Annotated in this window: 20 protein-coding genes; 6 read left to right on the top strand and 14 right to left on the bottom strand. The window is 34.9% G+C overall.

The window, feature by feature from the left end:
- Positions 1 to 555, bottom strand: a complete 555-nt coding sequence (locus VB264_RS01590; protein ID WP_309913475.1) for a YqgE/AlgH family protein — start codon at positions 553 to 555, stop codon at positions 1 to 3.
- A 136-nt stretch (positions 556 to 691) separates the two neighbouring features.
- On the opposite strand from VB264_RS01590, the gene folK reads away from it, so the two are divergent.
- Entirely contained in the window at positions 692 to 1189 is a 498-nt protein-coding gene (gene folK / locus VB264_RS01585) for a 2-amino-4-hydroxy-6-hydroxymethyldihydropteridine diphosphokinase (RefSeq protein WP_323246242.1), read from the top strand.
- Here folK and VB264_RS01580 read toward each other — a convergent pair.
- The 5 genes from VB264_RS01580 to bshA form a co-directional block, all read right to left on the bottom strand.
- Entirely contained in the window at positions 1180 to 2553 is a 1374-nt protein-coding gene (locus tag VB264_RS01580) for a HAMP domain-containing sensor histidine kinase (RefSeq protein ID WP_309913482.1), read from the bottom strand. The genes folK and VB264_RS01580 overlap by 10 nt on opposite strands.
- Before the next feature lie 23 nt (positions 2554 to 2576).
- Positions 2577 to 3263, bottom strand: coding sequence for a response regulator transcription factor (locus VB264_RS01575; RefSeq protein WP_309913487.1), 687 nt, complete (start codon positions 3261 to 3263; stop codon positions 2577 to 2579).
- A gap of 254 nt (positions 3264 to 3517) precedes the next feature.
- On the bottom strand, positions 3518 to 4168 hold the full coding sequence (locus VB264_RS01570) for a sterol desaturase family protein (protein WP_323246241.1): 651 nt from the start codon (positions 4166 to 4168) through the stop codon (positions 3518 to 3520).
- 179 nt (positions 4169 to 4347) lie between these two features.
- A complete protein-coding gene (locus tag VB264_RS01565) occupies positions 4348 to 5640 on the bottom strand; it encodes an NAD(P)/FAD-dependent oxidoreductase (RefSeq protein WP_323246240.1) in 1293 nt (430 codons plus the stop codon).
- A 7-nt stretch (positions 5641 to 5647) separates the two neighbouring features.
- Positions 5648 to 6817, bottom strand: a complete 1170-nt coding sequence (gene bshA, locus VB264_RS01560; protein ID WP_323246239.1) for an N-acetyl-alpha-D-glucosaminyl L-malate synthase BshA — start codon at positions 6815 to 6817, stop codon at positions 5648 to 5650.
- Between the two features lie 218 nt (positions 6818 to 7035).
- Here bshA and VB264_RS01555 point away from each other — a divergent pair, with 218 nt between their 5' ends.
- On the top strand, positions 7036 to 7926 hold the full coding sequence (locus VB264_RS01555; RefSeq protein ID WP_323246238.1) for a geranylgeranylglycerol-phosphate geranylgeranyltransferase: 891 nt from the start codon (positions 7036 to 7038) through the stop codon (positions 7924 to 7926).
- Between the two features lie 74 nt (positions 7927 to 8000).
- Here VB264_RS01555 and thiL read toward each other — a convergent pair whose 3' ends face one another.
- Positions 8001 to 9029, bottom strand: coding sequence for a thiamine-phosphate kinase (gene thiL, locus VB264_RS01550; RefSeq protein ID WP_323246237.1), 1029 nt, complete (start codon positions 9027 to 9029; stop codon positions 8001 to 8003).
- Between the two features lie 114 nt (positions 9030 to 9143).
- Positions 9144 to 9617 (bottom strand): hypothetical protein, encoded by a 474-nt coding sequence (locus VB264_RS01545; RefSeq protein WP_323246236.1) that lies wholly within the window; start codon positions 9615 to 9617, stop codon positions 9144 to 9146.
- 88 nt (positions 9618 to 9705) lie between these two features.
- Between VB264_RS01545 and VB264_RS01540 the strand changes: the two genes are divergently transcribed.
- Entirely contained in the window at positions 9706 to 9939 is a 234-nt protein-coding gene (locus VB264_RS01540) for a cytochrome b5 domain-containing protein (RefSeq protein WP_323246235.1), read from the top strand.
- 52 nt (positions 9940 to 9991) lie between these two features.
- Here VB264_RS01540 and VB264_RS01535 read toward each other — a convergent pair whose 3' ends face one another.
- Positions 9992 to 12574 carry a YCF48-related protein gene (locus VB264_RS01535; protein ID WP_323246234.1) on the bottom strand — a complete coding sequence of 861 codons (2583 nt, stop codon included), beginning with the start codon at positions 12572 to 12574 and terminating at the stop codon, positions 9992 to 9994.
- A 137-nt stretch (positions 12575 to 12711) separates the two neighbouring features.
- Here VB264_RS01535 and VB264_RS01530 point away from each other — a divergent pair, with 137 nt between their 5' ends.
- Positions 12712 to 13566, top strand: coding sequence for an N-acetylglucosamine kinase (locus VB264_RS01530; protein WP_323246233.1), 855 nt, complete (start codon positions 12712 to 12714; stop codon positions 13564 to 13566).
- Between the two features lie 249 nt (positions 13567 to 13815).
- Positions 13816 to 15240 (top strand): TonB-dependent receptor, encoded by a 1425-nt coding sequence (locus VB264_RS01525; RefSeq protein WP_323246232.1) that lies wholly within the window; start codon positions 13816 to 13818, stop codon positions 15238 to 15240.
- Positions 15241 to 15550: 310 nt separating this feature from the next.
- On the opposite strand, the gene mnmD is transcribed toward VB264_RS01525, so the two are convergent.
- The 5 genes from mnmD to atpD form a co-directional block, all read right to left on the bottom strand.
- On the bottom strand, positions 15551 to 16204 hold the full coding sequence (gene mnmD, locus VB264_RS01520; protein WP_323246231.1) for a tRNA (5-methylaminomethyl-2-thiouridine)(34)-methyltransferase MnmD: 654 nt from the start codon (positions 16202 to 16204) through the stop codon (positions 15551 to 15553).
- A 168-nt stretch (positions 16205 to 16372) separates the two neighbouring features.
- Complete coding sequence (gene carA, locus VB264_RS01515; protein ID WP_323246230.1) at positions 16373 to 17470, bottom strand: glutamine-hydrolyzing carbamoyl-phosphate synthase small subunit; 1098 nt, start codon at positions 17468 to 17470, stop codon at positions 16373 to 16375.
- 393 nt (positions 17471 to 17863) lie between these two features.
- Positions 17864 to 19528 carry a hypothetical protein gene (locus VB264_RS01510; RefSeq protein WP_323246229.1) on the bottom strand — a complete coding sequence of 555 codons (1665 nt, stop codon included), beginning with the start codon at positions 19526 to 19528 and terminating at the stop codon, positions 17864 to 17866.
- 246 nt (positions 19529 to 19774) lie between these two features.
- A complete protein-coding gene (gene atpC, locus VB264_RS01505; RefSeq protein WP_323246228.1) occupies positions 19775 to 20005 on the bottom strand; it encodes an ATP synthase F1 subunit epsilon in 231 nt (76 codons plus the stop codon).
- Between the two features lie 102 nt (positions 20006 to 20107).
- Entirely contained in the window at positions 20108 to 21625 is a 1518-nt protein-coding gene (atpD, locus tag VB264_RS01500; RefSeq protein WP_323246227.1) for a F0F1 ATP synthase subunit beta, read from the bottom strand.
- 545 nt (positions 21626 to 22170) lie between these two features.
- Here atpD and VB264_RS01495 point away from each other — a divergent pair.
- A complete protein-coding gene (locus VB264_RS01495) occupies positions 22171 to 24618 on the top strand; it encodes a tetratricopeptide repeat protein (RefSeq protein WP_323246226.1) in 2448 nt (815 codons plus the stop codon).
- Positions 24619 to 24687 lie beyond the last annotated feature (69 nt).

The following is a 24687-nucleotide window of genomic DNA, read 5'->3' as shown; positions in this document are numbered from 1 at the left end:
TCAATTCAAGCTAGGGTCGCTAGGATAATTAGCTAATACTTTAAAAGAACCTCCCATTTCTTTGAGAATTGTTCTCCAAAAATTTTCTATTGGCGTATCAAAAATTACTTCTGCGGTAGTGGTTGATACAATCCATGAGTCTTTCTTGAGTTCATTATCTAGTTGGTCTTCTTCCCAACCCGAATATCCAATAAAGCAGCGGATATCGCTAGGAGATAAAACACCATTATTGAGCAAACTCTTTACTTGCTGGAAGTTTCCACCCCATGTAACACCATCCATCAAAGTAATCCCCCCTTCGATGATATCAGGGCGGCGGTGTACATAATGCAACGTATTATGCTGAACTGGTCCCCCTACATAAAGGGGTATATCTGGATAAATATTTTCTTCTAATACATCATCAAGATTCAGATTAGAAGCTTGATTCAGGATTAATCCAAAAGAACCTTGGTTAGTTTCGTGTTCACAAATAAGTACAACACTACGGTTGAAGTTAGGATCCTTGAGAAAAGGTTCTGAAATAAGTATGGAGCCTTTTGTGACGTTTTTCATGGTAGGTATTTAAAGGATTATTGGTGAATTAAGGAATATTTGTAAATCTTTGCAGGAATATCCTGAAAGGATAATAGTCGTAATGATATAGATTAAGTGCTATGGAGCTTAATTAAGAAGTTTAACTAAAAATACAATGCAAAACCTGAATCTCCAAACTACTTACCTACTTTTAGGCTCAAATTTGGGAAACAGAGAAGAAATTCTTGAAAATGCTATTAAATTAATTGGAAATAGGGTAGGGCTTGTGCTTAAACGTTCAAAATTCTATGAAACCGCTCCGTGGGGCGTAGATAATCAGCCTAATTATTTGAATATAGCCATTGCTGTAACTACAACCCTGAATCCTAATGAATTGTTGATAGAAACACAACAGATTGAAGAAACGTTAGGACGAATACGACTAGAAAAATGGGGCGCAAGGCTAATTGACATTGATATTATTTTTTACGGAGAACAAATTATTAACGAGCCAACCCTTGTAATACCTCATCCGTTGATGCATGATAGAAATTTTGTGTTAGTACCCCTTGAAGAAATTGCCCCTGATTTTATACACCCAATTTTCCATAAAAGTATCACAACATTATGTAATCTCTGTGCTGATATAGGGGAAGTAAAGCCTTATTTATGACCCACAGAATAGGGGAGGAGGAGCGTAAAAAAAGTGGTATTCCCGTTAGTATGCGCATTGATGCTCCCACCGTGAAGTTTTACAATGCGATTGACCAACGACAGCCCAACGCCATAACCTTTGATATTGGCAGTATTTTGGCTTCTATAGAAAGGTTCAAACACTAAAGCAATTTCCTTCTGAGGCATAGCGCCTGTGTTTTCAAACTGTACTTCAATCTGATTCTCCAGAAAACGAATGCATACTTTTACGGAGTGATTTTCTGAGAATTTACAGCCGTTTTCTAATAAATTCACAAAAGCAGTTTTGAGTAATTGTGCATTTCCTTGAATCACTAGCTGAGTATCTTCTTCTAATTCACTGGTGAAATTTACTTGTACCTGATAGTCCTTTTCAGCTTGTAATAATAAATCTCCCGCTTCCCAGATTATTTCATCAAGCCGTACTTCATCATACATCAAACTATGGTTCAAATCGCTTACTTTGGCTAGCTCCAATAAAGTATTTGATAGCTGACCTAACTCCCGAATATCTTGTCTGACAGATAGTAGCGTTGTTAAATACTGTTCTTCGCTTCTGCTTTTCAATAAGGTAACATCTATTTGTGACCCTATTTTCATCAAAGGATTTTTCATTTCATGGGATACATTCGAAACAAATAAATTTTGTAAACGAAATACCTCTCCAATTCTTTCTAGTAGCTCATTAAAGGTGGCAGTTAATTGCCCAATTTCATCTTTGGGGTTTTGAATCGTCAGTCGCTGATTAACGTTTTGAGGATAAATGGTCTTTACTTGTTTAATTACCTCAGAAATAGGCGACAAGGCACGAACAGAAAAATACCAACCCGTTACGGCCACTACGGCAATTACAATAAAAAACAACCCAAACATGGTGTTTTGTAAATTCTTTAAATCTCGCTCTCCAGATGAATCTACCGCCCCTGCAATGGTAACAACCCGATTGAAGCGGTCTCTATAAAGAATACCTACAATCTTAAAATCTCCTTGTGTAAATCTTGAAATGCGTTCTTTTCTTACCTGATTCAGCATTTCAGAAGAAATCTTGAACCCACTTGTGTCATTGGTAGAATATACTTTTAAATTCTCATAATCGTAAATAATGAGGTTTTCACGATAAAGAACATCTCTGTTGTTTTGATTAATTTTCTTGAGCAACTTAGAATTTACTTCATTAAATGTCACCAACAATTTTGCAGAGGTAGAAGCTTTTTGGGTAAGACGATTATAGAATTCTTCTTTTACGTAATTATAGCGTAAACCATAAATTACAATAAAAATCACCAAAACAATTACAGACACTAACAGTGTAAATTGTAAAGTAAGCTTTGCTCTAATTTGCATAATTTATGAGAACGTTTTTAGAGTTATTCTTCAACTTTTAATACATATCCAACACCATATTGGGTATGTATAAGTTTGGTGTCGTAATTTTTGTCAACTTTCTTGCGAAGCATCGTCATAAATACTTCGATAACGTTTGTGCCCATTTCAAAACGACTATCCCATACTTTTTCGGCAATATCTGCTTTGGAAATTACTTTCCCCTGATTTCTTAAAAGGTATTCTAACAAAGCAAACTCACGAGCGGTTAAATCAATTTTATTGCCAGCCCTAGTGACTAAATGGGCATCCAGATTCATTTCTAAATTATTATAGCTCAAAATATTGGTATTGCTAAGTAATGGCGCAACATGTGTACGTTTGCTTAATACCTTGATACGTGCCATGAGTTCCAGAAAATCAAAGGGCTTTACTAAGTAATCATCAGCACCAGCATCAAAGCCCATCAATTTTTCTTGAATACTACCCATTGCCGTAAGCATTAGAATAGGCGTGACTACTCCTTCTTCACGAAGTTGCTTGCACAATTCAAGCCCGTTAATACCCGGCATAATGATGTCAGTAACGATGATTTGATATTGATTTTTGCGTGCAAGGTGTTTGCCAATGAGTCCATCATAAGCTATATCTACTTCAAAACCATTTTCCTCTAATCCCTGTCGAAGCGATTGGAGTGTTTTGGGTTCATCTTCTATTAATAATATTTTCATGGATATTGTAGGTAAATACTTTGAAGCTGTTTAAACTTTCCCTTTCGGGTTAAACTAAGTCTTTTAGAATAGCTTGTTCCAAAATTTACTCAACGTAGCGATGCTATGCTTCGTAAATTTTGGAAAAATCAATTCAAAAATACAATACTTTCACCTCAGAAACGGAAAGTTTAAACAGCTTCTTTATCAAAGATAAAATAAAAAACTCCACAAGACACTTAAATTCTTGCGGAGCCATCACTAATTAAATATTTTTATAGATTTTCAGAGACTTTTGATTTATCCATCGTTGCCATCGTTCCAAAAATATAATCCCAAAGTGGAGAAGATACACCAAAGACAGCGTTACCATCTTTATAATGATGCACAGCATGGTTAATCCATAATTGCTTCATGAAGTTTTTAGGTGGAGCATACGCATGAACAGAATAATGTACTAACAAATACGCTGCATATCCCCAAATAAACCCTGGGAAGAAAGCGTAGGCTGCCTCGCCCATCAAAACAAAAAAGAAAGCAAACAATGTTACAGCTACAATCACTGCCACGATAGGAGGCATCGCTAAACGAGTTTTGTCTTTAGGGTATTCATGATGTACACCATGAGCAATGTATTGAAATTTAGCTCTTGCTTCGGTTGTTGGTTCAATGTGATATACACTTCTATGTACCCAATATTCAATGAATGTAAATGAGATTGCACCAATGAAGAACAAAGCACCAATAGCCCAATTGGCTAATTCTGTATGAGTAAAGGCATAAAATCCAAGCACAAAACCTGCAACAAAAAATAAAGATACTGGAATGGCAATGTGTGTGTGCGATAGTTTCTCTAAGATTGGATTTTCAAATAATTGTTTAGAGCCACTATTTTTAGGTCTAATTTTTGTGTTTTTCGCTTCCATAATACTATTTTAGATAAGTAGGAGAGTTAGCGTATAAATTGTATTAATTTAATATTAAGAGCTTAATACCTATCATTTTGTTGAATTATAACGACAAAGATACTCAACTTTTATTTACAATAAAATACCATTTATCATGTTATTTAGTGATATTATGTATATCACTAATAGTCAGTCCGCTATGTTTGATTATTCTTGGGTGCTTTAGCTTTAATAATTAATCGTAACGATTGGTCGTAGGTAATATAATTCCAAAGCCAGTTAATAAATATCAGTACCTTGTTTTTTACGCCTACAATAGCGATTAAGTGTACAAACATCCATGTAAGCCAAGCAAAAAAACCTTGAAAACGCCAAAAAGGTAAATCTACTACAGCTTTGTTTCTACCAATAGTAGCCATTGACCCCAAATCTTTGTATTTAAAATCTTCGAGGGCATTTCCTTTTAGTATGTTTTTTAGATTAGTAGCCAGTAATTTACCTTGCTGTATCGCTGGTTGAGCTACTTGTGGATGACCATTCGGAAATTTATCTTCAGTCATATACGCAACATCACCAATCGCAAAAATGTTTTCATAGCCATCTACCAGATTTTGTCTATTTACTTTCAACCTTCCTCCACGAACCATAATTTCGGGCTTGATACCCTGTATCACATTCGCTTTTACCCCCGCAGCCCATACTAAATTGTTGGTTCGGATAGTAGTTCCATTGTTAAAATAAACATGCTTACCATCAAAATCAGTCACTCGGGTATTGAGGTGAACAATCACGCCTAATTGTTCCAGATAATCTTTTGATTTAATTTGTGCATTAACAGACATCGGCCCTAATAATTCAGCCCCAGACTCTATAATGTGCACCTGCATCAAATTGAAATCTAGCTCAGGATAATCATTTGGCAAAACCATTTTTTTCATTTCAGCCAGTGTGCCTGATACTTCCACACCAGTAGGACCACCACCTACTACGACCACATTCATCAAGCCGATTTTGTCTTCTTCTTGATCAGCCAATAAGGCTTTTTCAAAGTTTTCTAATAACCTATTCCTAAGCCCTAGTGCTTCGCTTACCGATTTCATGGGCAAAGCATTATCTTCAATATTTTGATTGCCAAAAAAATTGGTGTCAGCTCCAATCGCCAATACTAAATAATCGAAAGTAAGCTCGCCAATATTTGTTTCGATAATGTTCTGCTCAGGGATAATCTTTGTTACAGTTGCCACCCTTACAAATACATTGTTGTAATGATGAAAAGCTAGCCGAAGCGGAAACGAAATGGCTGATGGTTCGAGCCCAGCAGTCGCTACTTGATAAAACAGCGGTTGAAATTGATGATAATTGTTTTTGTCAATCAGAACAACCTCAAAATCATCACTACCTGCTAATTCTTGGGCTAGTTTTAGTCCTCCAAAACCCGCTCCAATAATTACTACTCTCTTACGATTACTTTCTTGAATGTTCAGGGGCATAAGGTTCTTAATTTAAGGTATCTACAGCACAGGGTTGGGGTGGAAATTTCCAACTTTTAGCTGTCACTTCTTCATAGTAACGTTCGTATAGAGGTAAAATATTGGCAATATCAAATTCTTTGGCTCTTTCATGGGCATTATGTTTGAATCGGGCTAATACTTCATCATCTTCAAGAATTGAGATGGCATTTTTTGCCATATCGTCCGTATCTCCAATTTTTGAAACATAACCTGTTACCCCATTAATGTTTACTTCAGGCAAGCCACCGGCGTCTGATGAAATAATTGGCACTTCACAAGCCATTGCTTCTAGTGCTGCCAAACCAAAACTTTCTTTTTCAGAAGTCAGTAAAAATAAATCTGCCAATGAAAGTACTTCCTCTATTACATCTAATTTCCCTAAAAATCTTACGTCTTGTTGTACTCCCAATTCTCTGCAAAGCATTTCAATAGAAGTACGTTCTGGACCATCGCCAACTAAGAGTAACTTAGAGGGAATCTTCTGATTTACTTTATGAAAAACATGTACCACGTCCTCAATTCTCTTTACTTTCCTGAAATTTGAGGTATGCATTAGCAATTTTTCCCCATTTGGGCAAATCGCTATTTTAAAATGATCTTTACGAAGCTTTTTAAAACGTTCCAAATCTATAAAATTAGGAATTACCTCTATTTTACTGACAATTTCAAATTCGTCATAAGTATCATTTTTCAAACTTTCAGAAACTGCTGTTACACCGTCAGACTCGTTGATAGAAAAAGTAACAACAGGCTCAAAAGAAGGGTCTTTGCCTACTAAAGTAATGTCTGTTCCATGCAAAGTGGTGATAAAAGGAATATGAATACCCTTTGATTTTAGAATTTGTTTAGCTAAATAAGCCGCCGATGCATGCGGAATAGCATAATGAACATGTAATAAATCGAGCCTTTCATTGAGAACTACATCAACTATTTTACTTGCCAATGCCGATTCATAAGGAAGGTATTGGAAAAGTGGATAGCTGGATACACTCACTTCGTGATAATAGATATTTTCGTTAAAAAAGTCTAACCTTGAAGGTTGTGAATAGGTGATAAAATGTACTTCATGACCTGCCTTAGCAAGTGCCTTACCTAATTCTGTGGCTACTACACCACTACCTCCGTAAGTAGGATAACAAACAATTCCGATTTTCATTAATCTAGTATTGAAGCGGTTCGCCGCACGTTGTGGATATGTAAAGTTAAGTCTTAGCGAATAGACTTATTAAGAGACTAACACACAAAAACAAAAAAAAATCTCTTTAAGTCACTAAAAAGTTTTTTAAGGGACGAAAATGGAATAAATTTGGTTGTTAGAGTAAATCGTTTATTCCACGGTTGCTGTTTAATTCACGAAAACTAGCCTTTAACAAAATGTTGAGAACCCCTCGTAAAGTAACATATCTACAAGTAATTATGGGCTTTAGTCGACTAATCCGTTGGCAGAATTTAGCAATTATCGTATTTACCCAATATTTCACAAGGTATTTCCTAATTCGTGATAAACCGCTTTCTTTTACTCACTTATTTGAAATTTTATTTGAAAAAAACTTATTTCTCATCTCGTTGGCTACGGTGTTTATTGCCGCCTCAGGCTATATCATTAACGATTATTACGACATTAAGATTGACCTTGTCAATAAACCAGACAGGGTAGTGATAGGGCGATATATCAAAAGAAGATGGGCATTATTGATACACCAATTTTTTAATGGCGCGGGCATAGCATTGGGCTTATTGGTAGATAAAAAAATAGCCTTAGTAAACCTATTTGCCGTTTTTTGTTTGTGGCTCTATTCTAATCAATTAAAAAGATTACCCTTTTGGGGGAATTTAATGGTAGCTATCCTCACGGGTTTTTCTTTATTAGTATTAGCTGTTTATTATCCAGGACATCAGCGTGAAGTATGGGTGTATGCTATCTTTTCGTTTTTTATTACTTTAATTAGGGAAATAATTAAAGACATGGAAGATGTAAAAGGGGACGAACTACACGGCTGTAAAACACTCCCTATCATTTGGGGGATTGCGCGCACCAAAAGGCTCGTTTTTGGATTTATAGCAATATTTATCTCCATTTTGTTTGTATTAGCTACACAGTTACCTAATCAGCGAGTAGCTTATATTTTTCTAGTACTGATGTTCCCCGTAGGTTTTTTGACCTACAAACTAGTATATGCCGATAAGCCAGACGACTTTGCTTTTCTAAGTAATGCTTGTAAAATGATTATGCTGATAGGTGTACTAACGATGATATTTGCGTAGAAATGCCAAAGTTACATAAAATAAAAAGAGGCCTCGCTTAAGCGAAGCCTCTGAATAATCATCATTAAAGTTGATTAAAAATGTTCAAAACCTGGGGACGTAACATTAATCAATGTACCCGACTTCATCATTAGTTTTACCCCATCAACATCGTTTGTCATATAGCCCAAAAAGCTAATGTCAGACATATTTTTGATGGTTTCAAAATCTTCTTGTTTTACCGTAAATAACAATTCATAATCTTCGCCACCATTCAAGGCTGCCGTCATCGGACTAAAATTCAATTCAGTAGCTACTAAATATGTTTGGTCGTCGATTGGAATTTTATCTTCAAAAATCACGGCACCAGTGCCTGAGTTTTTACAAAGATGTAGTAATTCAGAAGCCAATCCGTCTGAAACATCAATCATTGATGTAGGGACAACCCCTAAATCACGCAATTCATAGATTACATCCATTCTTGCATTCGGTTTCAATTGGCGCTCTATCACATAATCTTTGTCTTTATCTAACTGAGGTTGCATATCAGGATTAGCCAAGAATACCTGTTTTTCTCTTTCAAGGGTTTGTAAACCAATCAAGGCAGCACCCAAATCGCCCGAAACGCAAATAATATCATTTGTCTTGGCAGTATTTCTTAAAACGATGTTCTTTTTTTCGGCAGTTCCCAATGCCGTAATCGAAATTACTAGTCCAGCACGCGAAGCGGAAGTATCACCACCTACCAAATCTACTTTATATTCATCACAAGCTATCTTGATTCCTTCATACAGTTCTTCAATGGCTTCTACTGAAAAACGATTGCTTAACCCTAGGCTAACCGTAATTTGCTTAGGAATAGCATTCATCGCCGCAATGTCAGAAACGTTCACTGCAACAGCCTTATAGCCTAAATGTTTAAGGGGTGTATAAGCTAAATCGAAATGTACGCCTTCCATCAAAAGATCAGTAGACACTACTAATTCTTTGCCAGCGGTATCAATAATGGCAGCATCATCGCCAATGCCTTTGATGGTTTCGGGATTGATGCTTTGAAATTTTGAATCGATTAACTTTATCAAGCCAAATTCTCCGATTGTACTTAATTCTGTTCTTGTTTCCATACTACAAAGTTACGTTGGATTTTGTGATTGAGACAACCGAAGGATTGATATTTTAGGGAAAAGAAAAAAGCCACCCAGTTACGGATGGCTTCGGTGCAATAATTTATGTTTGGTTTAAGGATTTACTAATTGTAAATTAACAATTTTATTGCCAGCTTTTATATCTGCTTGCAAAGATTCCAACGTAACAGCAGCACCAGTACCATCAATACTAACAATAGTAAATTCTATTGTACCTGTTGTACCAGTAGGATTGCTTCCTGCTGCGTTTTTCAAGCCTGTAAGGCTTAAAGTTTTATCTGTATTTGTTAAAGTCCAGCTTCCTGTGAAAGTCGAGTTGTCTTTAGCAGTTAATGTAGCCGCACCTGATGAAGTTAAGCTTAATTTATAATAACTATATCCAGCCTCGATGTTTGTTGCTTTTGTTTTGTTATAAACTTCAACACCAGCTTCTTTAGCAATACTCACTGTGAATGTTTTTGTTAGCTTTTCTTTCACAGAAGGCTCAACTGGATTTTTACCACCACAGCTACTTAATACTACGATAAATGCAAAGAGAATAGGAAGGGATAGAATTAATTTTTTCATTACCATGTTAGATTTTTAATTTTTGAGAGATAAAAATGATAAAATAAATTGATTTCAGCAAATTTGATACAATATATAAAAAATAATTATGCTAAAAAAATACTCGAAATCTCAACTATCGTTAAGAAATGGTCAAGACCGTGATGAAATCTGGGTAGCTTACAAAGGTCATATTTATGATGTTACACATTCCAGACTTTGGCGTAATGGTAAACATTACGAACATTGGGCTGGCCAAGACTTAACTGATGAACTAAAAGACGCACCACATACTGATAAAGTTTTTGAAAAATTTGTTGTTGTGGGCGAATTGACCCCCTAATAATTGTTGATTTCTCACACAAATAGACACGAGGAAGCAATTTTTGGTTGCATTATTTCATAACACTTATTTTAACGACAGATTTTTGTTCACCTGATACTACTTGTAAAAAGTATATCCCAGAAGATAAACTGCTGAGGTCAACCTCACCAGTAAATGCGTTATTGTGAAGCTCGAGTTTTTGATTATGAAGAGATAGACCATCAATACCAATTATCTGTAGTTCGGCAACTTTGTTGTTCATTACATTTGAGTAAGCTACTTTTAATATTCCATTGTTATTCGGATTAGGATAAGTACTTAGGGGGGAGGTCTCAAAAGGACTATCATTTCCTAAAATGCTTACATCTATAGATTTTGAATATTCTGAACAAGAATTTGAGTCTGTCACACGTACCCTGTATGCTCCTGAGCTACTAGGACGATAATCGGATGCTGTGAAATTTTTCATTTCATCATTTCCTTTAAACCAAGCAAACTGTACAGGCAGTGTTATACTTGTAGCAATTAAACGCCCGTCATTATTACTCCAAGTTAAGCTTGGTACATTTGGTTTTGTATTAATCGTAACAGTATTTGATGTAGCTAAAACCTGAAGCTCATATTTAAGTAAAGTATTGCCAGCTCCTACTGCCCATCCGTTTTGAGTATTTGAAAAAAACAGTCCATTTAAGTTTTTAGAACTATTATATTGTTGAGTTTCCCAAGTAATTCCTCCATCAATGGTTTTTAACAACAATCCACTCTCGCCAGTTACCCATCCAGTTTTATTGTCAGTAAAAATAATAGATTTTAATGTTTTGTTTTCTAGTTCAAACTCAGTCCAAGAGATGCCAGCATCAGTAGTTTTCAAAATAAGGTTGGGGTATTTAACTACCCAGCCATTTTTTGTATCATTAAACCATACAGATACAAATCCATCATTTTTATATTTCTCGTCAATACTGAGTTTTGTCCATGTTTCTCCTCCGTCAGTAGTTTTAACAATATTACCAGGATAACCTACTGCCCAACCATTTTTTGAATCAGAAAAAAAGACAGACTCTAAATGTTGATTAGAATCGAGAGTAGTTTTTACTTTATTCCAAGTAACACCACCATCTTTAGTATTGTAAATAGCATTTTTAAATCCAACAACAAAACCATCTTTAGCATCATTAAAAAACATTTCATTGATAAATTCTAAATAAATAGTTTTGGGATATATATTATGATTGGTCCATGTATTTCCGCCATCAACAGTTCTCAATACACTACCTTGACTTCCTTGAATGCCACCTTTAATTAAAGCCCAACCTGTATTTTCATCAACAAATTTTACTTTAGTGATAGCATTGTTAACGCCAGAATTTTGCTTTTTCCAAGTAACACCACCATCAATTGTTTTTTCAATTGATCCATAATTTCCTACTTTGTAGCCAATAGAAGAATTTACAAAATTAATATCTGATAAGTCTTGTGGATTTCCTCTAAGTATTTTCCAATTAAGTCCACCGTCTATAGTATTAATAATTGTTCCTTCATTACCAACAGACCATATATTATTTTTCCCAAATGCAAAGCTTGAATATGTGGACGTATTCAAACCTATACTTTTTTTAATCCAAGTATTTCCTCCATCAGTTGTTTGTAAATACTCATTACTTAGAGAGAAGGCAAAGCCATTTTTAGTGTCACTAAAGTTAATATTAGTTAAGTATAAACCGTCGTTAACACCTTTTTTCCTTGTCCAAGTTATTCCACCATTTGATGTAGTAATCATCAAACCATTTGATCCAACAGCCCACCCATTATTACTATCCGTGAAGAATATAGAACGAAATAATCCAGATTCTTGGGGTTCATTAAAAGGCTTATTATCATTTATATAATAACTTTCTCGCCAAGTAGCACCACCATCTGTTGTTTTATAAATACTTCCAAAATAATCGGCTACCCAACCTGTTTGGGCATCAGTAAAAAAAATAGCATATACACTCACATAAGGGGAGTATTGGGGCATTGATGTCCATGTTTCCCCCCCATTAGTAGTTTTTAAAATTATTTCACTTCCCAAAATCCACCCTACTTTAGGATTAAGGAAAAAAATGTTTTCAAAATATCTGTCATAAGTCCAAGTTTTAGGAGCCTTTACCCAATTACTCCCACCGTCACTAGTTTTTAATATCTCTCCACGCATACCTACTATCCATCCATTTTGTTCATCAGTAAAGAAAACAGCGCGAAGAATTTCAGTCGTTTTTGATATTTGGCTTTCCCAATTAGCACCACCATTTATTGTTTTAATAATAGTTCCATTAGCACCTACTGCATAGCCAATTTTTTCGTTTATGAAATAAACATCTAATAGATGGTCATACTCTTCAGTCGGAGTTTTTCTGACCCAACTGTTAGTACCACTCACTGCTTTTACAGAATAATTCCCTGAAGCTGAAGTTTGATAAGTTTTTGCATTAGCATTTTGAATATCAATGCCATTTTTTTGCCATTGGATTGAGGCATTTGTCGGAATGCCAGTTGCATCAAAAGTTACATTAGTTCCCTCACAAAGATTGGTAGAAGTTGTAGCAATTTTAAGTTGGGCGAAGAGTTGGCAAGAAGGAATAATAAATAATAGCAGTAGTAGTTTTTTCATTGTTTTAAAGGTGCTTCTTACCTCAGAATAGAAGGCATTTGTTTTTTTGTTGTATAATTGTGTCTCAGAGGTGTTGAACACAGCTGTAAAATTAATATAAATTCTTCTTTTTTTTACAAAATATTATTCAATTAACAATGATTTTAATTGCAGAAAGTGGCTCAAGTAAAACAGATTGGCGAATGATTGCTCCCAACGGAAGCGTATCTCAAGTCAAAACGATTGGGTTGAATCCATATTATCAAACTACCGATTCTATTATTGAAGAATTACAGAAAAATTTATTGCCTTCTCTTAACAATCAGGTAGTTTCTGAGGTTTTTTATTATGGTACGGGCGTAACCAACGATGAAAAAGCAGAAATTATTCGTTTGGCTTTTAAAGCAATTTTCACTGAGGTAACATCTATTGAGGTTCATAGTGATATGTTGGCGGCAGCACGTGCTTTGTGTGGACACACTGCTGGCATTGCCTGTATTTTAGGAACGGGTTCCAATTCTTGTTTTTATGATGGGAATGATATTGCTTTTCAGGTACCACCATTAGGTTTTTGGTTAGGCGACGAAGGCAGCGGAGGCTATCTGGGCAAACAATTAGTATTAAGTTATTTACACAAAGAAATGCCACAAGATATTCGTGAAAAATTTGAAAAGCGTTTCGGTGTCAAAGACCGTCTGGAGGTATTAGAGAATGCTTATCAGAAGCCTTTTCCCAATCGCTATTTTGCTTCTTTTTCAAAATTTATTTTTGATAATCGAAATAATCAATTTACGTTTAAATTAGTAACAGACGCTTTTGGTTTATTCTTTGAAAAATACTTATTGAAGTATCCCGACTATCAGCAACACAAAGTTCATTTTACGGGTTCTGTCGCTTTTTATTATTCAGATATTCTTAGAAGGGTAGCCATCGAAAAAGGTTTTAGCATAGGAATAATTATGGAAAGTCCCATCGCAGGATTAACATTATATCATAAGCCAGCAAAGTTGTAAAACCTCGCTGAAAAATGAATTCTACTAAGCTGTTAGGTGTTTAAAATATATAGACAGCTCTTAGCTATATCAGAAGATGACGCTTAACCTTTTAAAAAGGATACATATTTATGGCTAATTATATTTTTGTATTACTTTTTTAGTAAAGAGTTATATTTTTGGTAGATTTTTGTCAAGCTTTGACCTTAGAATTGTAAATTAGGAAATGGTTTTAGTGATAATGTACAATTAAAAAAGGAGAATAATTTCATGGTAAATTACGATAGAAATTTAGGCACAAAACAGAAGGCTCTTCGCATCAATCTCGACCGCAGGATTTATGGCTCTTTTGCTGAAATCGGGGCGGGGCAAGACGTTGCGGCTAATTTTTTTAAGTCTGGTGGAGCATCAGGTACAATTGCAAAAACCATCTCAGCATACGATATGGCTTTTTCGGATGCGATTTATGGAGAAGAAGAGTCAGGGCGATATGTAGTAGAAGCTCGCCTAATGAAAATGCTTACGCGTGAGTATAAGTTATTGAATGTACGCTTGACGGAAATGGCCTCAGAACGTACATTTTTTGCTTTTGCTGATACAGTGGCTGCTTTAAACTATCAAAAAACGAATGACCCTCATGGTTGGATTGGCCTGCGTTTCCAACTTGAGCCAAATGGTGCACCAAACGATGTTGTTATTCACGTAAGAATGAAAGACAATGATAACGTACTACAGCAACAGGCTTTGGGGGTTATCGGTGTAAACCTGATGTATGGTTGTTTTTATTACAATGCTCAACCCGAAATTTTACTTCAATCTTTGATGGATGATTTATCATCAGATAGAATTGAGATTGATATGATTCGTTTCCGTGGGCCAGATTTTAAAGAGGTAGACGACCGCTTAATGTCGCTTCACCTTGTAAAAAATGGATTTACCAATGCAGCACTTTTTGGTCCAGATGGCAATGTGATGCAACCTTCAGAAGCGTTCTATAAAAAACATATTGTAGCAGTGCGTGGTCGTTTCAGACCAGTGACTAATGTTTCCTTAGATATGATAAAAACGGGCTTGAAGCAGTTTGAAGCTGAGCCTGATGTGGATGATGATAAAGTGGTTTTATTAGCCGAGCTTACTTTAAAGAATTTACAAGCTGGTGGAGAGCAAATCAATGAAAGAGATTTCTTAGACCGTGTTGATATCTTATGTTCACTCGGTCACACGGTATTGATTTCAAACTTCCATGAATATTATCGTCTAGTACAATACCTATGTGGTTTTACTAAATTAAGGATGGGTTTGATTCTGGGAATGCCTAACCTCGATTATATCTTTGAGGAAAAGCATTATACGAATATTGCAGGGGGAATTCTTGCGGCTTTCTCGACATTGTTTGCTCCTAAAATTAAATTGTATTTGCACCCCATGTTGAATGCTGAAGGAGAAATTGTAACTACTAAAGAATTTACTCCTCCTTCGCACCTGAAAGGGTTGTTCCAGTATTTGCAAGACAACGATAAGTTTGCAGATATTAAACAATATGATAAGGACTTGCTGAAAATTAATACCGATGCGGTATTGAAATTGATACAGTCTGGCGAACCGGGATGGGAGGAATTAGTACCGCCAGTAGTCTCTAAATTGGTAAAAGGAAATTGTTTATTTGGATATCCTTGTGAAGTAACGCCTGCATAAGAAACTAGAACGGCTAATTCTCAAATTCTTTCTATTAGGCGGTGACCTAAGTCCTATTGATTACCCACAAGTGTATAAATAACGGGTAATCAAGAATTTTATCTCTAGCGAGGGACTTAAGTCCCTCGCTAGGAATAAGAGCTTCACGTAGTCAGGCTATGAAATGAGGCGACCAAAGCTCAGTTTGAAAGGCGATTTAAGCCTATTTAAACCATTTTTTTCAATAATCACATCTTCATTTCAACTTTTTAAAAGATGTGGGTAATCAATAGGACTTAAGTCACCACCTAATAGGAAGGATTTGAACTTTTTAGAGCTTAATGGCTCTTACTACTTCTCTTTTCCCCCATATACCTATATGCTTTTCTACTTTAAATCCTGCTTGTTCCATCGCTCTTCTTACCACTGTTTTTGAGCAATAAGTAGTAAGAAATCCTCCTTTTTTTAAGAAAGATGCCACATGGGTAAATGTCTCTACCGTCCAGAGTTCTGGTTGTGAAGAAGGAGCAAAGGCATCATAATAAACTACATCAAATAGTTGTGATGTCTTAAATTCTTGAAGTGTACAGTTTACTTTTTGAAGTGAAAAATTAGGTGATATTTCTATATTTTCATGCCACTTTACATGATGAAGTTTTTGAAGCAAATCAGTTTCAGCACCAGTTTGATAATTCAATGATGATACATCTTCTTCTGAAATGGGGAAAGGCTCAAGAGTGGTATACTGCACTGTGAGGTTGTTCTTTTGTGCCTCTAAGGCTGTTACCAAGGCATTTAAGCCAGTGCCGAAACCTATTTCTAAAATATTAATCTCATTCGTTTCTTGCATTTTAGCCAACAATCCCAATTCAATATATACTCTTTGGGTTTCGTCTAAAGCACCACGAACGGAATGATAATATTGGTTAAACTCTGTACTGAATAAAGTAGTAAAACCGTCGTCAGTAATTCTTACTCTTTCCATTTTTATTTGGGACTTTAGGATTTAGGACTTGAAGACTTTAGGATTTTGTGACTTTTAAGATTATTTAATAACAAAAGACTTGAAGATAGAAAGCCTAAAACCTTTTATCTTCAAGTCCTCAAGTCAAAAATCTTCAAGTCCTTTAGTCTAAAATCCTAAAGTCTAAAATTAAAGCATCTCCACAAAATTATCAAACAAATAACGAGAATCGTGTGGGCCTGGTGATGCTTCAGGGTGGTGCTGAACTGAGAAAGCAGGTTTGTCTACTCTTCTTAAACCTTCAACGGTTTTGTCGTTTAGGTTAATATGAGTAAGTTCTACATTTTCGTTCGCTTCCAATTCTCCCATTTTTACGGCAAAACCATGGTTTTGTGAAGTGATTTCTGATAAACCAGTTACCAAGTTTTTCACAGGGTGATTTAAACCACGGTGTCCGTTTTTCATTTTATACGTTGAAAGACCAGACGCTTGTGCCAAAATTTGGTGTCCTAAACAGATACCAAAAGTAGGGCTATTGTTATCAACAATCTCTTTTACTGTTTCAATAGCGTAAGGCATTACCGCAGGGTCGCCAGGGCCATTCGAGATAAAATATCCATCAGGATTCCACGCTTTCATTTCTGAATATGGCGTTTTAGCAGGGAATACTTTCAAATAACAATCTCTATCAGTAAGGTTACTTAGAATACTTTTCTTTACACCTAAGTCTAATACAGCCACTTTGTGTTCAGCATCAGGGTTGCCCAAGAAATAAGATTCTTGTGTACAAACTTGTGATGAAAGTTCAAGTCCTTCCATTTGAGGCACTTTAGCCAACTCCTTTTTTAATTCTTCCACATCTAAGATTTCAGAAGAAATAATACAGTTCATCACACCTACTTCACGAATGTGACGTACAATTTGACGCGTATCAACTCCTGAGATTCCTACGATTCCAGCTTTCTCAAAGTAATTTTGCAAAGAGCCATCAGATGTTTTACGTGAATGGATAGGTGAAAATTCATTACAAACCATTCCTGAAATTTTTATAGAGCCAGACTCTTCTTCTAAATCGTTAACAACTCCATAATTACCGATATGAGAAGTCGTATTTACAATTACTTGTCCGAAATATGAAGGGTCAGTATAAATTTCCTGATAGCCAGTCATACCTGTATTGAAGCAAATTTCTCCGCCACTCGTCCCGATTTTTCCAAGGGCATTCCCTCTAAAAACTGTACCGTCTTCCAACAACAAAATAGCTGCTTGGCTTTGTGTTACTTTCATTTGATTGTTTCTTGGTTACTGTAAAGATTGTACTATAAAAAAGGAGGTCAATTAATTTGACCTCCTAATAAAAATATTTTTAGAAACGATAAAACAGCCTTTTTTTGAAGGTAAATCTTTGGACATTTCCCAAAAGTTACTTGTAAAAACTGCTTGTATCATCATTTGTTTCATTTCTGGTACAAAGATAGGGAATAAAAGATTTTTGGACAAACGCTTTTTAATGAGAATTCTTTTTAAAAGCTTGAATGAAAGGTTTTTCTGAGATTTTATTGTACACTTCTTACTTTTCTTGTCTTGATACAAGAAAAGTAACAAAAGAAAATCAAGAAATTCCGAAACTCGCTTCGCTCAAACAGCGGAATTTCGGAGAAAAAAATATATTTAGTGAAATTATTTTTTACCATGCTTCCTAAAAGCTTGGATTAGTTGATATTCAAAGTAAGTTATGAAAATTTTAGAGAGAAAATCAACAACGCTAATTGCCCATGTAAGCTTGATTAGTTCGGGTTTTGTGCTTTTTAGAATTGAAATAATGTCTTTTGATTTATGTAGAGGATTGAAAAATTCTAAGAAAGCAGGTATAGAGTTATTACAAAAGAATATCCATCCAACCTTTGTGAATGAAGAGGAAATACCACTACTTAAACTTATTAGTGAGAAACATAATAGTGTGCATATCATTGTTGAAAATAATCCTCTAGCCCAGTTTGTTCCATGATTAGTTGATATTCTTCCCAAGAACAAGTTTATTTTTTCCCAAAGACTAATCTTTTTACTTTTTTCCAATGCGTTCATTTCTTTAGCATAATACTCTAAAGCACTAACCGCATCACCTCTATTTTCATAGATTTTTTTTAGTTGCCCGTAGCCAAGGCGTTGTTGTTCAGAACTATTTACACCATCATGTGACTTAATTTCTGAAGGCATAATAGTATCTGATAAAAATGATTCAGTGATTTTTGAGCTTTTAAAATCTAGATATAATCTTGAAAAATCAGAACCCATGAAAGTAGTTTTCCCTAAATCTGAGTTTTTGATGACCCAAAAACCTAATTGTTCATTGCTAAATTTTGGTGTAGAGTACGTAACATCTTTAAAATATATGTACCCAAAATTTGTTAGATTATCAATATTAATATTTGTGGGAGTATTAATACTAACAAACTCGCAGTAAGTGTCTTTTGGAATTATTCCTTCTAATTTGAGAGATGAAATTTGTCCATTTCTATTTTCAACTAAAAAATTTTTACAATTGATTTTTGTAAAATCTATTTGTAAGTCATTTATGGTTAAATTAAAAGAAAAAGATAGTCTTAATCTATCATTTATTTTCATATTATCTGAAAAACTAAGTCGTCCAAAAACACCTCCATTAATATCAACCTCTTTAAACTGTCCACCAAATATTAATAACGATTCGTATCTTCCAGATTGAAAATTAAGTTCAGATTCGAAAATATTATTTTCCCCAATTTTTAAACCTTTCTCAAAGCAAGTGTTTTGAAATGAAACATCTCCTTTAAACATTGAATCATAAAGAAAAAACTCTCTTTTAAAAACACCTCCCCAAAATCTTATGGAATTTTCAAAAGTGTTATTGTTAAATATTATTTTATCCCAAAAAGTAGGGTCTCGTGTCTCAAAAATATTTTTGAATCTATTAGAAAATATGTAAACTTCATCCTTGTAAGAACCATCAAGAAACAAATTGCCGATTTCACAATTTGTTATGAATAATTGGTTATAGAAAATTGTATCAGAATTTATTCTGATATGACTTATTTGGGAGGTATCGAACTTTACATAACTATTGAAACTGCCTCTGTTTAATGTTAAACTTGTTATAGAACAATTCGTTAATATTATTGGATAAGTATACTCGTATTCAGTATCTAGTTTAATGGCTTGGTTTATAACAATATTGTTTAATTTTATTTCTCCATTAGAGGAAAACCAATTTTTCCATATCTGTTCTTCTCCTTTTTTAGCTTGGATTATTTTACAGAAAAGAGAAGCTTGCATAATAGTAGTTCTGGTAATCTCAGGGGAGGGCATTTGCAATTAGAGTTTAATGTTAGAATTTTAATTAAATTAAGGATATATATGCATTTTATGAAATACTCCTCTTTAATTGCTTGAAGAAATTACTAATAGTTCTAACTAAATATAATTACGAATAGAGTTTCAGCATTTTTACAAAATATACTTTACTTGATTATCACAAAAAAAGCACAAACCCCAAAGAGTCTGTGCTTTTAATAGCTTGTTTATTGAAAACAGGTTTTCAATAACGATATTTTATTACAATACAGCTTCAGCCAAAACTAAAATTTTGTTGTTCAATACTTCAACAACACCACCATCGATGATGAATTCTTGTTTGTCAGCCGCTAATGTTCCTTTTCCTAATGTCGAAACGATAGGAGCGTGGTCTTTCAAAATTTGAAAAGAACCATCTGTACCTGGTAGCGTAACAACTTCTACTTCACCAGAGAACACTTTCTTGTCGGGAGTAATAATTTGTAAATTCATTTCTATAAGAATTTGAAAATTTGAAAATCTGAAAATTTGAAAAGAATTCAAATCAAAAGTGTCCCAATCGTTTTCAGATTAACACACTTTCAAATTTTCAAATTATTTCGATGCTTCAGCTACTAATCTTTCTCCTTTAGCAATAGCATCTTCGATACTACCTACTAAGTTGAAAGCAGCTTCAGGAAGGTGGTCATACTCACCATCAATGATTGCGTTGAATCCTTTGATAGTGTCGTTAATATCAACCAATACTCCTTTTAAACCTGTAAATTGTTCAGCCACAAAGAATGGTTGTGACAAGAAACGTTGTACACGTCTAGCACGAGATACTGCCAATTTATCATCTTCAGATAATTCGTCCAAACCAAGGATGGCGATAATATCTTGTAATTCTTTATAACGTTGAAGAATCTCTTTAACACGTTGAGCAGTGTTATAGTGAACATCACCTAAAATACTTGCAGATAAAATACGTGATGAAGAATCTAATGGATCCACGGCTGGATAGATACCTAATTCAGCAATCTTACGAGATAATACTGTCGTAGCATCTAAGTGAGTAAACGTAGTAGCCGGAGCAGGGTCAGTTAAGTCATCGGCAGGTACATAAACGGCCTGTACTGAAGTAATTGAACCTCTTTTTGTTGAAGCAATACGTTCTTGCATCGCACCCATTTCAGTAGCAAGCGTTGGTTGGTAACCTACCGCCGAAGGCATACGACCTAAAAGAGCCGATACCTCTGAACCTGCTTGAGTAAAACGGAAGATATTATCGATAAAGAAAAGGATATCTCTACCTTTTCCTTCGCCATCACCATCACGGAAGTATTCAGCAATAGTTAATCCAGATAAAGCAACTCTAGCACGGGCTCCAGGAGGTTCGTTCATTTGACCGAAGATAAATGTAGCCTGAGATTCTTTTAAAGCTTCTTGATCAACTTTGCTCAAATCCCATCCACCCTCTTCCATAGAGTGTTTAAACGCATCACCATATTTAACGATACCTGATTCAATCATTTCACGTAATAAGTCGTTACCCTCACGTGTACGCTCACCAACACCAGCAAATACCGAAAGCCCTTCGTAAGCTTTAGCGATGTTGTTGATAAGTTCTTGAATTAAAACAGTTTTTCCTACACCAGCACCACCAAATAAACCAATTTTACCACCTTTTACATAAGGAGCAAGCAAGTCGATTACTTTGATACCTGTGAAAAGCACTTCAGTTGAGGTTGCTAAATCTTCGAATTTTGGAGCAAGACGGTGAATAGGCATATTCAATTCCGAAACAGGCTGGGGAATACCATCAATTGCTTCACCAATTACGTTGAATAAACGACCTTTAATCGAATCTCCAGTTGGCATAGAAATAGATTGTCCTAAGTCATAAACGTCTTGACCTCTTTGAAGTCCTTCTGTTCCTTCCATTGCAATGGTACGAACTCGGTCTTCACCTAAATGTTGTTGTACTTCGAGAATAACTTTGGTGCCGTTGGCTTTTGTAACCTCCAAGGCATTCAAAATTGTGGGGAGATGAGAGTTAGCACCCTCGAAGCTCACGTCCACAACCGGTCCGATTACTTGCGTAACTTTCCCTATATTGACTGCATTTGCCATTTGTATTGTGATTTTGTTATCTGATTGTCAAGTGATTACGTTTTTTATGTACTTAACGTAGTATTTCAGACTGCAAAACTACTTGGTAAAATTCAAATTAACAATTCTGTTTTTGGATTTTTACCATATTTTTTGCTTAAAAAGTATCGTTTTGTTGGATTGGTTTAAGAGCGAGCCTTAAAAATTATGATTTTTTCATGGTTTTTAGGACAGAATCACTTTTTGCTCGATATCTTCTTAAAAGTATCCATTTCAACTCTTTTTGCAAATTCAGTAATTTTGACGGTTTACTATAATGTTATTTCCTATAGACTTAAGGAAGTTTGGATAAAAAAATACTTTAAACCGTAAATAATTTGTCAGACTTTCAACAAAGCATAATAATTACCAAATTTGTGCATTAGTAGTATTGACAAAGACATTACTACTAAGTTCAATTATTCCTAGCGAGAGACTTAAGTCCCTTGCTAGAGAATGAATGACATGATATTTTTTAAAACAGCTTAATCGCCTTGCCTTAATAAAGCTTTAATTATCGTATCAATATGCATTCAATACAATTCTGGAGAAACTGGCAGAAACCTTCTCGCATACTTTATTTTTTTTCATTAAGTATTTTATTATTGACCCTAATTGCCTTCATTTTCTTTTATTTTAAAGGCTTGGAAAATGTCATCCATTGGAACATACTTAGTGAACTAGGAGAGGTTCCTTTCATACTCGACCAATTTAATATTGGCAAAGAAACGCTTTCGTTTCCTACCAAAACTTTTATTGTTACCGAGCAATTCTTAGCTTCGACCATGGAGATTAATCTTCTTGGTAATTATATTTTTATAGGACTTTTTGCCTTTGGTACTATCCTAATACTATCGGCACTTTCAGCACTTGCACGGTTCTGGTATTTAATGGCGATGGGGCTTGTTATTTTATTGTTGGTTACCTTCAATTTTGAATTACTATATAATGTAACTAACCGATATTTTACCATAAGTTTGATTGTACTCTATGCAGGGCTTAGTTATTACTTTCATGCTTTTCGCCCTGCTATTAATATTCTTACAAGGTTTATAAGTTTCTTATTGATAACAGTATTAGTAACCTTATTCATTGCTTATACTGCCAAGGTAAATAGTCCTTTTTTACTATTAGCCAGTTACCGAACAGCAGGTGCAATGGTATTGAGTACCGTATTTATTTTTATGATTGCCTACGAAATCGTCCAAGGTTTTTTAGTGCTTACTACTTCAGCTAAGAGTCCACAAGCTTTAAAGAATTTTATCTTGATTTCCGCTATTTACCTTATCAATGTGTTGTTAGTTTTTTTGCATAACAATAAAACCATTGATTGGGAAATGATTTACATTAACCCCTTTATATTACTTGTTGTATCCACAACATTAGGTATTTGGGGTTTCAAAAAAAGATTAGCTGGCAATAAAGAAATTATCGATTTTGAATCGTCAGGAGCATTTATTTACCTCGGCTTGGCCATCATTACTTTTGCCACTAACGGACAAGCCTTTGCTACAGGAAATGACCCAATGATTGAGGTATTAGAAGATGCCATTACCTATACACATTTGGCAATGGGTATATTGTTTTTTATGTATGTTTTAGTAAACTTCTTACCAATTTTTAAGCAAGGTTTTGAGGTACATAAAGTAGTTTTTAAACCCCTAAACTTACCTATTTGGACTACCAGAGTATTATCTGTTATCGTGATTGCCGCACTGTTGGTGCTGAAAAATTTCTTTCCATTCCAACAAGCCAATGCCGCTTATTATAACGCCTTGGGTGATTATTATGCCTTTGATAAGCAATTCAGAATAGCAGAATCTGAATACCAGTCAGCCCTAATCTATGAATATCGAAACCATAAAACCAATTATGCCTTGGCGTCTTTGGCACTATGGCAAAATGATAATGAAAGAGCAGCCCTTTATTTTAGAAAAGCTTTAGCGAAAAACCCTTCTGCCTTTGCTTATGAAGGCTTGAGCCGTTCTTTTTATGAAGAAGAACATTTTTTTGATGCCATGTTTACGCTGAAAGAAGGATTACAAAAATTCCCTAATTCGGGTGAATTACAGAATAATCTAGCATATTTATACAACAAATCTAATTTGATAGATTCTACAGTGTTGTATTACAACATGGCGATTAAGAATGCCCAAAAACCAGCAGTTCCGTCAAGTAATCTTTTAGCGTTTTGGGCAATGAATGGAAAGAAACAAACGATAAAGGAGTTACTAGCCAAGCCTGAAAATATTCAATATGCTTCCTATGAGGCTAATATTGCTGCGCTTAAGAATATTGCTAATGTGGAAGGTGCTTCAAAGGATGATTGGAAGGTAATATTATCGCCAGATTCTGTATTAAGCAATATATCAGACTTCGCTTGGATATACAACCAAACACTTTTTCAGAAGTCAAAAGGAGAGAAGTTTCCTTTGTTAAGATTATCTGAATTAGAAGACAATGAAGCACATGCAGAGGATTTACACTTTGCAAACATTGTTCAGGAATATTACAAAGGGGATAAAATATCGACTTTCCAAAACCTGTATTCTTTAGCCGCTGCCGATTCTACTGATAAAAAAGGGAAGTATTATCAATTATTATTAAATACTTTGCTGAAAAAAGAATCAGTAGAAAAAGTAGATATTTCAGCGTTGAAAAACCTGACTACTGATGGCTTGAAACAGCACCCCCTTAATGAATTGGTAGTACAAAAAGCCATACAGATTTTTAATCAACAAAAACAAGGAGAAAAGGCTTATCAGGCCGTATTGAATGCGATAACTTGGCGGAAAGATTCGCATGTTTTATATCAATTATATATTTTACAAGCCTTAGATATTGGAATGAAAGAGTATGCGACAGATGGATTGAAGATACTACAAAAATTATCTCCAACCGACTATCAGCGTTTTCTGCCGACCTACCAAGCTAAAATACAATCCATAGAAAAGGTAAGTGCTGGTTTTCAGTAATTTTTTAAGTTTGTTTAATGTAAACTATTAGTGGGTCAAAAAAAGAAAAATAAATTGCGTTTTCTTTTA

It is taken from the genome of Arcicella aquatica, assembly GCF_034928825.1.
Lineage (GTDB): Bacteria > Bacteroidota > Bacteroidia > Cytophagales > Spirosomataceae > Arcicella > Arcicella aquatica.
Note: the sequence above shows the minus strand (reverse complement) of the source record. Positions and strands in the feature narration are given on the sequence as shown.

What these genes read in the sequence shown, in the direction of transcription:
- VB264_RS01590 (WP_309913475.1), bottom strand. Translation starts at nt 555, where the DNA reads ATGAAAAACGTCACAAAAGGCTCCATACTTATTTCAGAACCTTTTCTC.
- folK (WP_323246242.1), top strand. Translation starts at nt 692, where the DNA reads ATGCAAAACCTGAATCTCCAAACTACTTACCTACTTTTAGGCTCAAAT.
- VB264_RS01580 (WP_309913482.1), bottom strand. Translation starts at nt 2,553, where the DNA reads ATGCAAATTAGAGCAAAGCTTACTTTACAATTTACACTGTTAGTGTCT.
- VB264_RS01575 (WP_309913487.1), bottom strand. Translation starts at nt 3,263, where the DNA reads ATGAAAATATTATTAATAGAAGATGAACCCAAAACACTCCAATCGCTT.
- VB264_RS01570 (WP_323246241.1), bottom strand. Translation starts at nt 4,168, where the DNA reads ATGGAAGCGAAAAACACAAAAATTAGACCTAAAAATAGTGGCTCTAAA.
- VB264_RS01565 (WP_323246240.1), bottom strand. Translation starts at nt 5,640, where the DNA reads ATGCCCCTGAACATTCAAGAAAGTAATCGTAAGAGAGTAGTAATTATT.
- bshA (WP_323246239.1), bottom strand. Translation starts at nt 6,817, where the DNA reads ATGAAAATCGGAATTGTTTGTTATCCTACTTACGGAGGTAGTGGTGTA.
- VB264_RS01555 (WP_323246238.1), top strand. Translation starts at nt 7,036, where the DNA reads ATGTTGAGAACCCCTCGTAAAGTAACATATCTACAAGTAATTATGGGC.
- thiL (WP_323246237.1), bottom strand. Translation starts at nt 9,029, where the DNA reads ATGGAAACAAGAACAGAATTAAGTACAATCGGAGAATTTGGCTTGATA.
- VB264_RS01545 (WP_323246236.1), bottom strand. Translation starts at nt 9,617, where the DNA reads ATGAAAAAATTAATTCTATCCCTTCCTATTCTCTTTGCATTTATCGTA.
- VB264_RS01540 (WP_323246235.1), top strand. Translation starts at nt 9,706, where the DNA reads ATGCTAAAAAAATACTCGAAATCTCAACTATCGTTAAGAAATGGTCAA.
- VB264_RS01535 (WP_323246234.1), bottom strand. Translation starts at nt 12,574, where the DNA reads ATGAAAAAACTACTACTGCTATTATTTATTATTCCTTCTTGCCAACTC.
- VB264_RS01530 (WP_323246233.1), top strand. Translation starts at nt 12,712, where the DNA reads ATGATTTTAATTGCAGAAAGTGGCTCAAGTAAAACAGATTGGCGAATG.
- VB264_RS01525 (WP_323246232.1), top strand. Translation starts at nt 13,816, where the DNA reads ATGGTAAATTACGATAGAAATTTAGGCACAAAACAGAAGGCTCTTCGC.
- mnmD (WP_323246231.1), bottom strand. Translation starts at nt 16,204, where the DNA reads ATGGAAAGAGTAAGAATTACTGACGACGGTTTTACTACTTTATTCAGT.
- carA (WP_323246230.1), bottom strand. Translation starts at nt 17,470, where the DNA reads ATGAAAGTAACACAAAGCCAAGCAGCTATTTTGTTGTTGGAAGACGGT.
- VB264_RS01510 (WP_323246229.1), bottom strand. Translation starts at nt 19,528, where the DNA reads ATGCCCTCCCCTGAGATTACCAGAACTACTATTATGCAAGCTTCTCTT.
- atpC (WP_323246228.1), bottom strand. Translation starts at nt 20,005, where the DNA reads ATGAATTTACAAATTATTACTCCCGACAAGAAAGTGTTCTCTGGTGAA.
- atpD (WP_323246227.1), bottom strand. Translation starts at nt 21,625, where the DNA reads ATGGCAAATGCAGTCAATATAGGGAAAGTTACGCAAGTAATCGGACCG.
- VB264_RS01495 (WP_323246226.1), top strand. Translation starts at nt 22,171, where the DNA reads ATGCATTCAATACAATTCTGGAGAAACTGGCAGAAACCTTCTCGCATA.